Source organism: Helicobacter sp. MIT 11-5569, from assembly GCF_000765695.2.
Lineage (GTDB): Bacteria > Campylobacterota > Campylobacteria > Campylobacterales > Helicobacteraceae > Helicobacter_D.
This window is the reverse complement of the sequence record NZ_JRPB02000001.1, coordinates 291,596-305,058: the sequence shown is the minus strand read 5'-3', so window position 1 is coordinate 305,058 and position 13,463 is coordinate 291,596. Positions and strand designations below refer to the sequence as shown.

Annotated in this window: 11 protein-coding genes; all 11 read left to right on the top strand. The window is 34.8% G+C overall.

Annotated elements, in window-relative coordinates; translation table 11 throughout:
- Positions 1 to 7 precede the first annotated feature (7 nt).
- Genes secD through LS70_RS01445 form a run of 11 tightly spaced genes read left to right on the top strand, consistent with a single transcriptional unit; the run spans position 8 to position 13,460 of the window.
- Entirely contained in the window at positions 8 to 1,585 is a 1,578-nt protein-coding gene (secD, locus tag LS70_RS01495; RefSeq protein WP_034288722.1) for a protein translocase subunit SecD, read from the top strand.
- An 8-nt stretch (positions 1,586 to 1,593) separates the two neighbouring features.
- Positions 1,594 to 2,565, top strand: coding sequence for a protein translocase subunit SecF (secF, locus tag LS70_RS01490; protein ID WP_034288725.1), 972 nt, complete (start codon positions 1,594 to 1,596; stop codon positions 2,563 to 2,565).
- A 2-nt stretch (positions 2,566 to 2,567) separates the two neighbouring features.
- Positions 2,568 to 2,909 (top strand): DUF6394 family protein, encoded by a 342-nt coding sequence (locus LS70_RS01485; protein WP_034288728.1) that lies wholly within the window; start codon positions 2,568 to 2,570, stop codon positions 2,907 to 2,909.
- A 9-nt stretch (positions 2,910 to 2,918) separates the two neighbouring features.
- A complete protein-coding gene (leuS, locus tag LS70_RS01480; RefSeq protein ID WP_034288732.1) occupies positions 2,919 to 5,384 on the top strand; it encodes a leucine--tRNA ligase in 2,466 nt (821 codons plus the stop codon).
- Positions 5,384 to 5,890, top strand: coding sequence for an LPS assembly lipoprotein LptE (gene lptE / locus LS70_RS01475; protein ID WP_034288735.1), 507 nt, complete (start codon positions 5,384 to 5,386; stop codon positions 5,888 to 5,890). Before leuS ends, lptE begins: the two co-directional genes overlap by 1 nt.
- The gene (locus LS70_RS01470) at positions 5,890 to 7,143 is read left to right on the top strand and encodes a diguanylate cyclase domain-containing protein (RefSeq protein WP_034288738.1); all 1,254 of its coding nucleotides are present in this window, start codon (positions 5,890 to 5,892) and stop codon (positions 7,141 to 7,143) included. The genes lptE and LS70_RS01470 overlap by 1 nt, the downstream gene beginning before the upstream one ends.
- Positions 7,133 to 8,323 carry a Mur ligase family protein gene (locus LS70_RS01465; RefSeq protein ID WP_236096405.1) on the top strand — a complete coding sequence of 397 codons (1,191 nt, stop codon included), beginning with the start codon at positions 7,133 to 7,135 and terminating at the stop codon, positions 8,321 to 8,323. The genes LS70_RS01470 and LS70_RS01465 overlap by 11 nt, the downstream gene beginning before the upstream one ends.
- Positions 8,320 to 9,252, top strand: a complete 933-nt coding sequence (locus tag LS70_RS01460; protein ID WP_034288741.1) for a M23 family metallopeptidase — start codon at positions 8,320 to 8,322, stop codon at positions 9,250 to 9,252. Before LS70_RS01465 ends, LS70_RS01460 begins: the two co-directional genes overlap by 4 nt.
- Positions 9,171 to 9,617, top strand: a complete 447-nt coding sequence (locus LS70_RS01455) for a bactofilin family protein (RefSeq protein ID WP_034288744.1) — start codon at positions 9,171 to 9,173, stop codon at positions 9,615 to 9,617. Before LS70_RS01460 ends, LS70_RS01455 begins: the two co-directional genes overlap by 82 nt.
- Positions 9,604 to 12,645 (top strand): transcription-repair coupling factor, encoded by a 3,042-nt coding sequence (gene mfd, locus LS70_RS01450; protein ID WP_034288747.1) that lies wholly within the window; start codon positions 9,604 to 9,606, stop codon positions 12,643 to 12,645. Before LS70_RS01455 ends, mfd begins: the two co-directional genes overlap by 14 nt.
- Positions 12,645 to 13,460, top strand: coding sequence for a TIGR00282 family metallophosphoesterase (locus tag LS70_RS01445; RefSeq protein ID WP_034288750.1), 816 nt, complete (start codon positions 12,645 to 12,647; stop codon positions 13,458 to 13,460). The genes mfd and LS70_RS01445 overlap by 1 nt, the downstream gene beginning before the upstream one ends.
- Positions 13,461 to 13,463 lie beyond the last annotated feature (3 nt).

Below are 13,463 nucleotides of genomic sequence, written 5' to 3'. Positions count from 1 at the left end.
ATCGTATATGAAAAAATCTTTTAATACAAAGTTGCTATTTTTTATCATTGCAACACTTTTTGGAATTGTGCTTTCTATCCCTTCTCTTTTTCAAACACAAGGTCCTAAAATCACATTAGGTCTTGATTTGCAAGGGGGGTTAAATCTGCTTTTGGGAGTGCAAACAGAAGAAGCAATTAAAACGCGCTATTCTTCTTTGGCTTCCCAAATTAATTATTACGCTTTAGATGAGCAAATTCTATTAGATGGATTAAGTGCGTTTGGGGATTCTGTTAGTTTTGAGTTGTTAGATTCTAATGAAAAAGCCAAAATGGATTCTTATTTGAAAGAAATCAAAGGTTTAGATGTGATTGAGAATAGTTTGCGCTATACGCTTACTTTCACAGAAGCAGAAATTATCAACCTTAAAAACTTTGCAATTGAACAAGCAATTGGAAACATAAGGAATCGTTTAGATCAATTCGGATTATCTGAGCCTAGTGTAACAAAGCAGGGAGAAGACGCAATTTTGGTGCAATTACCCGGGATTAAAACGCAAGAAGATGAGCAACGTGCTTTAGAATTAATTTCTAAAGGCGGGCATTTACAAATGATGGCAGTCGATGAAGCGCGTAATGCTAGAGTTTCATCGATGACGCAATTAGAAGCAGAATCCTATGGTGATGTAGTCTTACCTTTTATAGAAGATGAAAACCAAAAAATCTTGCTTAAAGCGATTCCGATTTTAGATGGTGCAATGCTAACAGATGCAAGAGCAGCCTATGACCAAAACGGACAACCTATTATCAACTTCACGCTTAATGCACAAGGAGGAAAAATCTTTGGAGATTTTTCTGGAAAAAATGTTGGTAATCGTATGGCTATCGTGCTAGATGGCAAGGTATATTCTGCACCTGTTATTAGAGAGAGAATCGGTGGGGGAAGTGGTCAAATTAGTGGAGGATTTAGCGTGCAACAAGCAAGCGATATTGCTATTGCCCTAAGAAGCGGGGCTTTGCCTGCACCTATTGTTTTACTAGAAAAGCGTAGCGTTGGACCTTCATTAGGAGCAGATAGTATTAAGGCTTCTATGGTTGCGCTTATTACTGGTGCGATTCTTGTTGTGATTTTTATGGTGTTGTATTATGGAATCGCTGGAATCATTGCAAATCTTGCGATGATTGTTAATATCCTTCTTGTGATTGCAGTAATGGCTCTTTTTGGGGCAACTTTAACATTACCCGGAATGGCTGGGATAATTTTAACAGTTGGTATGGCTGTGGATGCAAATGTAATTATCAATGAAAGAATCCGTGAGGGATTCCGAGCAAAAGAAAATTTTATAAAATCTATGGAAAATGGTTATGCAAATGCCTCAAGGGCGATTTTTGATTCCAATTTAACTTCTTTAATCGCCGCTGTGTTGCTTTATATGTGTGGAACAGGTGCAATTAAAGGGTTTGCTATTACTATGAGTATTGGAATCTTAGCATCTATTATCACTGCGATTGTTGGGACGCATGGGATATTTAGAATGTTTCAAAATCGTATTATAAAATCTGGCAACTATGCGCTTTGGTTTGGTTATAAAGATAAAAGCAAATAAGGATAAATATGGATTTTTTCAAGCATAATAGAATTTATGATTTCGTAAAAATGTCAAATTATGGAATCGTGCTTTCTTTGATTTTATTTGTTGGGTCTTTGATTTTATTTGTTAAACCCGGATTTAGTCTTGGAGTAGATTTTGCGGGCGGGACAGTCATTCAAGTGCAGTATGAAAAGCCAGCTCCTTTAGCAGAGATTCGTAAAACATTAGAAGCAGTAGAAGCATATAGTGGTGTGCAAGTTAGTGAATTTGGCTCACCAGAAGAGATTTTAATCAAACTTCCTACCGCTTCATCAAAAGTTAATCAAGATATTGGGCAAGAAGTCGCAAATGTGCTAAAGAACACAGGAGATTTGAGCGTGCGCCGTGTGGATATTGTAGGTCCAAAAGTAGGTAATGAGCTAAAAGAAAAAGGCTCTTTAGCTCTAATTTTAGCAATCATTAGTATTATGCTTTATGTATCGTATCGTTATGAATGGCGTTTTGCATTGGCTGCGGTTTTGGCTCTTGTGCATGATGTGGTAATTTCTGCGGGTGCGGTGATTTTATTTGATATTGATTTGAGTTTAGAAGTTATTGCTGCACTTTTGACACTCATTGGATATTCTATTAACGATACAATAATCATTTTTGATAGAATCCGAGAAACAATAGGCATTAGAGTCAATGATAGTTTAGAAAATGTTATCAATGAAGCATTATCAGCTACGCTTTCAAGGACAGCTTTAACTTCTCTAACAGTATTTTTTACAGTTTTTACACTTTATGCTTTTGGTGGAGAGATTATTAAAGGCTTTAGTTTGCCTATGTTGGTAGGTTCTATTGTCGGAAGTTATAGTTCTATTTTTGTGGCAAGTAAATTAGTAATTTTATTTAGATTTAATTTACAAGCCTATTGCCAAAAAGTAACAGAAGCGCAACGCAAGGCATTAGAAAAGAAAAAATTGCGTGAAATGTATGAAAGAGGGAGAATGTAATAATGGATTGGGGAAAAGTAACTTTTGTATTCTTTATCTTAATGAGCCTAACTTCAACGGTAGGTTTTTTGTATGAACAAAATTTGGTGATGTTGTTTATTGCTGGGGGAGTAAATATTCTTTCTACAATTTTAAAAATAGGTGTTAGAAGTTTTATGTCTGCAGAATTAATGGCAGCTTCTTTGGTTGCAGATTTACATTTGATTCCATCATTTATTTATATGCAAGTCTTTAATAATGTTAATATTGCTGTGGCATTGGCACTTGGGGCAGTAGTTGCAAATATTGTTTCTATTGTGTTCATTGCTATTGAAAGCATTAAGAGTTACAATAATTATAATTAAGGGCGGCGCATGGAATACAATCCTAAAGCTATTGAAAAAAAATGGCAAAACTTTTGGGAAGAAAGTGGTGCATATGAACCCAAAGACGATAAAAATTTACCTAAAAAATACATTTTAAGTATGTTTCCTTATCCTAGCGGAAATATCCATATGGGACATGTGCGTAATTATTGTATTAGTGATTGTATCGCAAGAAAGTTTCGCAAAGAAGGTTATAATGTTTTGCACCCTATTGGTTGGGACGCTTTTGGAATGCCTGCAGAAAATGCCGCAATCAAACATAAAACTCATCCTAAAGCTTGGACATATTCTAATATTGAAAATATGAAATCCCAGCTTTATAGTTTGGGATTCTCATTTTCTAAAACGCGTGAGCTTGCAACTTGCGATACAATTTATTCAAAGTGGGAGCAAGCCTTTTTTATTGCAATGTGGGAAAAAGGACTAATTTATCGCAAGAAAGGTTTTTTAAATTGGTGTCCTAATGACCAAACTGTGCTTGCAAATGAACAAGTGATTGAAGGAAAATGTTGGCGTTGTGATACTCCTGTGGTGCAAAAAGAAATGTATCAATATTACATTAAAATTACAGATTATGCGCAAGAGTTGTTAGAGGATTTAGAAACTTTGGAGGGCAAGTGGTCTAATCAAGTGCTTACAATGCAGAGAAATTGGATTGGCAAATCTGAAGGTTTGAGCTTTTCTTTTGATTTAGAGAGAAGAATCGGTGAAGGAGATTGTGCAATTTCTACCTTAGAAGTTTTTACAACGCGCCCTGATACGATTTATGGGGTGAGTTATTGCGCACTTGCACCTGAACACTCTTTAGTAAAAGCAATAATGCAAAATGCAGAATTGTATGGAATCTCAAAAGAGGCAGCACAACAAATTCAAACGATGCAAAATACAAGCGAGAGAATGCGTGCGCAACAAGAAAAAATAGGGATTCCATTAGGAATTAATGTTGTGCATCCTTTAAATGGCAAAAAGATTCCATTATGGGTAGCAAATTTTGTTTTAATGGGATATGGAAGCGGAGCTGTGATGAGTGTCCCAGCACATGATGAAAGGGACTTTGATTTTGCAAAAAAATATCATCTTCCAATTCTTCCTGTGATTAAGCCAAAAGATTCTACAGATTCTGTGAGAGATAATTTTTATGCAGAAGGTGGAGTGCTTATAAACTCTGAAGAGTATAATGGCTTAGATAATGAAGATGCAAAGAAGAAAATCATTGCATTTTTTGAAAAAAGCGGGAAGGGCAAATCTGTTGTTAATTTTAAATTACGTGATTGGGGAATCTCAAGGCAAAGATATTGGGGGACTCCGATTCCTTTAATCCATTGTGAGGCTTGTGGAATTGTTCCAGAATCTTTAGAAAACTTGCCTGTTGCTTTACCAGAAGATGTAAGTATTGATGGAGAAGGAAATCCTTTAGACAAACACCCAAGTTGGAAGTATTGCATTTGCCCAAAATGTGGCAGAGAAGCGACAAGGGAAACAGATACACTTGATACTTTTGTAGAGTCAAGTTGGTATTTCTTGCGCTATACGACACCGCAAAACTTACGCCAAAACGAAGCAATTAGTGCCAAAGATGCGCAATATTGGATGGACGTTGATGAGTATATTGGTGGAATCGAACATGCGATTTTACATTTATTGTATGCACGCTTTTTTACAAAAGTCTTAAAAAATTTAGGTTATACGGAATCCAAAGAGCCATTTTCTCATCTTTTAACGCAAGGAATGGTAACAAAAGATGGCGCAAAAATGAGTAAATCTAAAGGAAATGTTGTCGATCCAGAAGAGATTATTGCGCAATATGGTGCAGATACAGCAAGGCTTTTTACTCTATTTGCCGCTCCTCCTGTGCGTGAATTAGAATGGAATGATGCAGCAGTAGAAGGTTCTTATCGATTTATCAAGCGTTTATGCGCAAAGATAGAAAAAACACAAAAAATGACAAGCTTGCCAAAGATTACTGCGGAAAACTTAAGTGAAGCAGAGAAGTATGCGCGCAAAAAAGTGTATGAAACACTTAAAAAATCCAATGAAACCTTTACACATGAAAGTGGATATACATTTAATACATTAATCGCATCTTGCATGGAAGCTTTAAATGCGCTTAATGAGCAAGATAATACAGAAGTATGGAGTGAAGGATATTTCATTTTGCTCAATATCTTAGAGCCAATTATTCCACATATTTGTTGGGAGTTAAGCAAGGAATATTTTAATCTTGCAAACTTTGCACCAATTGCAGTGGATACAACAGCACTAAAAGAGGATTCTATTATTATGGCAATTACGGTTAATGGGAAGCGTAGAGGAGAAATAAAAGTCGCTGTAAATGCCAATAATGATGAAATTTTAACACTTGCTAAGGAAGCTGTTTCAAAATGGATTGCTGAAGCTACAATTATTAAAGAAATTGTCGTGCCTAATAAGCTTGTGAATTTTGTGGTGAAATAATGCAAAAAATCTTTATCGCTTTTGTGTGTGCTATGGTATTTAGTTTTGGTGGTTGTGGCTATAAACCTTTAGCATATAATACACAAAAGACATTGGGGGATAAAATCTATATAGAAGTTAAGATTGACCCAAGAGATCCTCAAAATAGCGTAATACTAAAAGATGAACTTTCTAAAAGTATTTTTGAGCGTTTGCATGCAAACATTGTGGATAAAAATGATGCAATTTCTATTATAGAAGTGCAACTGCGCTCGGTAAATTTTAACTCTCTAGCAGAGAATCGCACAGGTTTTGCGACTTTTTATCGTTGTGAAGTTATTGTAGAATTTAAATATATTAATAATTTAAATCAAAAAATGCGTATATTTAATAAAAGAGGATATTATAATTTTTCTGTTAATGAAAATTCTATTATCACGGATTCTATTCGTCTTGAGGCAATTAATCGTTCTGTGTTGCAAGCTCTTGATGGATTTATATCTCAAGTGGGAATTGATGGTTATTGATGCAAAATGCACAAAATATTGCTAGAGAAGCTTTAAGAGAGTTACTAAAGGAAGGGAAAGATCCAACGCCAGATGCGTATGCACAAGCCTATTGTGCTGCTGCAAAAAAGTTGGGTGTTGTAGTTGAAATGGAATTTAGTATAGAAAAAGTGCTTGAAATGCTAGAATCTGAAGTCAAAGAAAGTCTTTCAAATAAGAAATTTAAGAACAAGAATGAGTTTTTTATTGCTTTAACAAAAGCAATTAACCATTTAAATTTTTCAAAAAAAAATTTTAGCACATCTCTTGAGACTTTAAAACTGCTTTTACGCTTGCTTGCTACCTATCCCCAAAAGGAAGTTAGCACCTTTGCTAAAGGGCATTTGATTGAAATTGATAAATTAAACTCCAAATCAATGCAAATTTGGCGTGAGCGTTGGGTGGAGCAAGTTAAAAAGATTCCAGAAATTGATATTTTGGATTCTTTAAAAATTATTGAAATTTTAAGTAATTTTAAGATTCCACATTCAGCATTCCAAAAATGGCAAGATGAAGCGCGTAATTTATTAAAAGGGTCAAAACCTAGCAAAGACAATCAAGTAAAATTGCTAAAAAGTTTGGAATCACAAATTTTGGCTTTGTGTGCAAAAAGTGCTGAATCTCCACAAAATCCACAGACTTCGCAAAATCAGCAAACTTTGTCAAATGCACAAACGCCTAAACAACAAGATTTCATAAAACCGCCAGAAACTCCAAAAAAACCTTCGCAATATAAAGATGTAATGGCTTTGCCTATTGATGCAGTAACAACGCTTGTTAGCAAGGTTGGTATGCAAGAGGTATTGCATTTTGCAGAAGAAGAATTTTTGAAGAATAAGGAAAATTATTCTGTAATTGTTTTTGGAATCGCAGAATATGACAAAATAAAAGAACATTTTGGATTAGAGGCGGCAAAGCGCATTTTAGCAACACTTGGGAGATTATTAAAGCAATATAGTAATGCAAGGGATTTGATTGCTTATTATGGAGATGAGGAATTTTTAGCTTGTTTATTAGGAAGAGAAAAAGAAGAAGCAATCGCGTTTATTTATAATTTGGATAAGATTGTTAATCAAAGTAAATTTATGTTTCAACAAACACGCATTACAATTTCATTAAGCGCACAAGTTTCACATCGTATGGAGGCAAAAGATTTAGAATCTATGCTAAAGATGAGTATTGAAGAGTTTATTAAACACAAAGACTCTCAAGGAATCATTAAATATGATGCGTAAGTTAGAGAAGTTTTTGGAGCAAAAAGGGGTAGAGTATGCTCCTTTTGACCCAAAACGCGCTCCAAAACTTTTAGAGCAGCTAAACCTTAGTTTTAATGCAAATCAGATTATTATTCAAATCATTGGCACAAATGGTAAAGGAAGCACAGGGAGATTCCTAGCTTTAGCACTTAAAGCTTTGGGGGTAAATGTGGGGCATTTTACTTCACCGCATTTATTATCTTTGTGCGAGCGTTTTTGGATTAATGGGGAAAATATTGCAGAATCTGCATTAGAGCATGCTTTTGAAAGTTTGGATTTAGAGATTTTAAAAGAAGCGAGCTATTTTGAAGTGCTAACATTTTTGGCATTTAGGGTTTTTAGTGCGTGTGAAGTGGTGATTTTAGAAGCAGGGCTTGGTGGGGAGTATGATTCTACAACAACTTGTTCTTCTCCTAAGCTTACATTATTTACTAGCATTGGAATTGACCATGAAACCTACCTTGGAGAAAGTATTGAAGCAATCGCGACAACAAAGCTTAATGCAATGGCAAAAATAGCAGTATTGGGAATACAAAGAGAAAAGGTTGTCATATCCATTGCACAAAAGATTGTTAAAGAAAAGGGTGCGCATTTGGTGCAGATTAATACAATTCCAAAAGAGATTTCTCAATTTGTGCAAGCAAAGCACTATCCAAGCTATCAAGCACAAAACTTAGCCCTTGCTTGGCAAGGTTTGTTAGAATTGCAACAAATCAAAAAACTACCTAATTTTACATTGGAATCTTTACTTAAAATTTTGCCTCCTCTTGATTTACAAGGAAGATTCCAAAAATTATTGCCAAATGTTTATTTAGATGTTTTGCATAATGTTGATGGAGCTAAAGTATTGTTAGAATGTGATACTTTAAATAAAAATAAAACTATTTTAATTTATAATTCCTATTTTGATAAAAATCCTAAAAAGATTTTATTTCTTTTGAAGTCAAAAATTAAGCGTGTAGAGATTTTTGAAGTCAAAAATCCGCGTATTATAGAAAAGAGTCTATTAGAAAAAATTTTAGAAGAATTAGAGATTCCTTATTGCAATTTTTGCGGTATTAATCAAAAAGAACAATATTTGGTTTGCGGTTCTTTTAGTGTTGTGGCAAAATTTTTAAAAGAATTTCAAGCAAATAGAATAATGGATAATAAAGAATGAAAAATCGTTTTGTTGTAACCATAACTGATGTTAATGGCTCTAAGCAGTATAATATCCATCAGTATATGAAACAAATTGTGCTTTATGTAATTTTGCTTGTAGTTGTGATTTTTTTCTTCAGTTTTATCTCCATTCAACTTCTTTTAAAAGAAGTGCGTCAAATTGAAGTAAAACGCGATTTAATGCAACAAGAATATTTAAAGATTAATGAAAGAAATGAAGAATTGCAAGCTTTAATTGATGAAAAAACAGAAGAATTGGTTAAAGTTTCTGATAGAATAGAAGACTTAGAAGGAATTGTTGGGCTAAGTGATCAAATTATAGAACAACAAGATTTAAGCCTAATTGAGCGCGTAGATTTAGCGAGTATCACTGGGGCGCAAAAAGCATTTGTGATGCAGTTACTTCCAAATGGAGTTCCATTGCGTGGGAATTATCGTATCACTTCAGAATGGGGCACACGTGTAAATCCAGTTCTAAGACGCACACAACCACATACAGGAATTGACTTTGGGCTACCTGTTGGCACACCTATTTATGCACCAGCTGATGGTGTAGCATATTTTACAAATAATAGCTATAATGGCGGTTATGGAATTATGTTAAAATTAGAACATTCCTTTGGCTTTAGCACTTTTTATGCACATTTGAGTAGAATTGCTGTAAAAAAAGGAGATTTTGTAAGGCGAGGGCAGGTTATTGCTTATTCCGGTAACAGCGGAAGAAGCACGGGTCCGCATTTGCATTATGAAATCCGCTACTTAAGTCAAGACTTAAATCCGCGTCCATTTATTGAATGGACAATGCGGGACTATACTAAAATTTTTGAAAAGGAGAAAAGTGTAAAATGGCAATCTTTGCTAACAATGATAAATCAACTAGTGGAAATTCGGGAAACACCAGCATTATTGCGCAAGGAACAAAAATAAAAGGCGATGTGTATAGTGAATGCAGCTTACATATTGATGGTGTTTTAGAGGGTAATATTGTTGCGAAAACAAATGTAGCAATTGGAAAAACAGGCAATGTTGATGGCAGTATTGATGCAGAGCATTTAGTCATTAGCGGAAAGCTTATGGGGAATTGCACTTGCAATACAGTAGAGATTCTACCGCAAGGAAGAATTGATGGAAATGTTGTCGCAAAAGAATTAATTATTGAGAAAGGTGGAGAGTTCGTAGGGCAAAGTGTTGTGCATAAAAACAACGAATATGATAGAAATAAAACAGACTTAAAAGCGCCAAAATCAATTCCACTAAATCAAAAAATAGAGGAAGGCATTGTATCAAAGTAGCATTTATGTTTTTTTAAAAGAGCATAAAAGAGAATTTAAAACACGCTTTGATAATGGTTTGGTTGTGTTATGCGAAGATAGGCAAAGTGCCTTATCTTGCGCTGATGTAGTAAAATTTTTAGGATTTAAAAGCTTTGTCTTGCCAGATTTTAGGGCAACTTTTGGCGATGATTTACGCAGTTATCAAGAGGAGCTAAGTGCTATTTTTGAGACACTTAGAAATTTTTATGCGTATAAAGGTGAAAAGATTTTATTATCACCTTTATTTACTCTGTTGCACCCTATGCCTAATGCAGAATCTTTATGTGCGATTATGCTTAAAGTTGGAGATGTTTTAAATCTTAAGAATTTTAAAGAGACGCTGTTACATTTTGGTTATGAATTTGTCGATTTAGTAGAATTAGGTGGTGAAGTTTCTATACGCGGAGATATTATTGATATTTTAACGCCAAATAGTGAGCAGGCTTGTCGTATTACTCTTTTTGGAGATGAAGTAGAGAGTGTGCGCCATTTTGATTTACAAACACAACTTTGCACACAAGAAGTTTTGGAATCTTTAGAGATTCCACCTGCATTTTTAAATCTTAGTGTTACAGCCTACGATATGCTAGAGCAAGAGATTTCCGAACTTCCTACAAAACAATCCTTATTAGATTTGGATAAGGGCAATAATCTTTTAGGTTTTGGATTTTGGTGTTTAGAAAATATTGGAATCGCAAAAGATTTTTTAAAAGAATATCCTTTTGTTGTATTGCCAGCTGCTAAAGATTTAGCACAAGAAATTTTAGGGTTTAAAGAACATAATGCACAAAAGCTAGAACAGATTATCAAGGGAAAAACTTTAGAGCCAACTAAAGATTATCAAGATTTTGATTATAACTTTAACACCTTGCAAGACTTTTTAGCATTGCACCAAAATAAACATATTACGATTTTAGCAAAAACTGAAGCACAAGTGCGACAAGCTAGAATCCCACTAGATTCCCCTTATACTTTTAAGTTTGGAGTGGATTACGCGGTTAATCTTTTGGGCAAAGAGATTTTAATTTTATCGCTAAATTCACCACAAAAACAAAAAAAACATTCTAAAGCAAAAATTTTATTAGATGAGCTTAATGTTGGGGATTATGTGGTGCATTGTGATTATGGAATCGCAATTTTTAATGGAATTACACAAGCAAATATTTTTGGCGCAACACGTGATTTTATTGCATTGCGCTATTTGGGTGAGGATAAGCTTCTTTTGCCGGTTGAAAATTTAGACAAAATAGACCGCTATATTGCAGATAGTGGCGGGATTCCGGTATTAGACCGCTTAGGTAAAGGTTCTTTTGCAAAACTCAAAGAAAAAGTAAAAGAAAAACTTTTTGTCATTGCAAATGCTATTGTTGCTTTAGCTGCTAAGCGTGAGTTGATTGATGGTGTGGTTTGTGATGTGCAAAAAGAAGAAATTTTAATCTTCCAAAATCAAAGTGGATTCTATTATACACAAGACCAAACGCAAGCAATTGCTGAAATTTTTAAAGATTTAAGCAGCGGTAAAGTTATGGATAGGTTGCTTAGTGGTGATGTTGGTTTTGGTAAAACAGAAGTCGCAATGAATGCAATGTTTGCTGTGTTTTTAAGTGGTTTTCAATCTGCGATGATTGCACCAACAACATTGCTCACTTATCAGCATTTTAATACACTTAAAGAGAGATTATCCCTATTTGGGTTGCGTTTAGCAAGACTTGACCGCTATGTAAGTGCTAAAGAGAAAAAGCAGATTTTACAAGATTTAAAAGAAGGTAATTTAGATGCAGTCGTTGGCACGCACGCACTTTTGAATGTAGAATTTAAAAATCTCGCATTAATGATTGTTGATGAAGAGCATAAATTTGGGGTTAAACAAAAGGAAAAAATTAAAGATTTAAGTCAAAATATTCATTTATTATCAATGTCAGCAACTCCGATTCCAAGAACTCTAAATATGGCACTCTCCCATATTAAGGGTTTAAGTGAGTTAAAAACTCCCCCAAGTGAAAGGCAAGCGACACGCACTTTTATTAAACATTTAGATGACACGCTTTTAAAAGAAGTGATTATGAGAGAAATGCGGCGTGGTGGGCAAGTGTTTTATATTCATAATAATATTGCTACTATCAAACAAAGAAAAGAAGAGATTTTGCGTGTGCTTCCAAAGCTAAATATTGCGATTTTACATTCACAAATTCCTGCAAATGAAGCAGAAGATATTGTGTTAGAGTTTGCTAAAGGGACTTATCATTTGCTTCTTTGCACAAGTATTGTGGAATCTGGAATCCATTTGCCAAATGCAAATACAATTTTAGTAGATAATGCAAATTGTTTTGGGATTGCAGATTTGCACCAATTACGAGGGCGTGTTGGGCGCGGAAATAAAGAAGGATTTTGTTATTTGCTTGTGGAGGATTTTAACGCAATTACAGAAGATGCAAAAAAGCGTTTATTGGCTTTAGAGAAAAATTCCTTTTTAGGTAGTGGAGGTGCGCTAGCCTATCATGATTTAGAGATTCGCGGGGGAGGGAATTTGCTTGGAGAAGCGCAAAGTGGGCATATTAAAAATATCGGATATTCTTTATATTTAAGAATGCTAGAAGATGCAATTTTTGCTCTTAGTGGAAATATGCAACAAAAAGAAGCAAGTGTAGAGGTTAAGCTTAGTGTAACAGCATTTTTAAATCCCGAGTTGGTGGAATCAGAGCGTTTGCGTTTAGAGATTTATCGGCGATTATCAAAATGTGAAAATGAAAAAGCAGTTTTTGCAATAGAAGGGGAGATTGAAGAGCGATTTGGGAGATTAGATATTTATACAAGGCAATTTTTGGATTTAATCCGTATTAAGATTATTGCTAGAAATTGTGGAATCGCAAGCATTATGAATTATCAGCAAAACATTACTTTTGCGCCTCTTGATGGAGATAAGATAAATATTAAAGCAAGCAGCAAAGATGAAGATGATGTTTTTAAAGCAGTGTTTGAGTATTTAGAGAGGTTGAAAGAAAAATAATGCGCTTTGGGTTTGTTGGTGATATTGTGGGGAAAGTTGGCAGAGGGCAGGTTGCACGCTATGTAAAGGAAGCAAAGCAAAACTATAACCTTGATTTTGTGGTTGCGAATGGAGAAAATGCAAGCCATGGATTTGGACTTGGTTTAAAAAGCATACAAGAGTTACAAGATTCTGGAGTAGATATTTTTACTGGGGGAAATCATACTTGGGATAAAAGAGAGATTGTTGCATTTTTGGGCATTGAAAATTCTAATGTGTTGCGTCCTCATAATTATCCACAAGGTGTTGTAGGCAGCGGTTTGTATCGTGGTGCTATCAATAATGAACGCTTTGCAGTGGTGAATTTAATGGGGCATTTTGGAATGCCACAATGTGATAATGCTTTTATTTGTGCAAATGCTACTATTGATGCACTACAAAATGAGGGGATAAAAAATATTATTGTAGATTTTCACGCAGAAGCAACAAGCGAAAAACGTGCAATGTTTATGATGTTAAAAGGCAAAATCGCAGCAATTTTTGGCACGCATACGCATATAGGAACAGATGATTTAGAGATTTTTGATGGGACTTTTGGAGTGAGTGATGTAGGAATGAGCGGAGCAAGAGAAAGTGTTATAGGAATGGAATGCAAAGAACCAATTGAGCGTTTTTTAACCGGGATTCCTAGTCGCTTAAGTGTGCCTGAATCTAGTGGAATCCCAACACTTTTTCAAATGATTGTATGTGAGATTTGCGATGGGAAATGTGTCGAAGCCTTTAAGTTAAAGGCTGTGGATAATGGAGAGTTAGAAAAAACATTAGTTGCTAAATAAGGA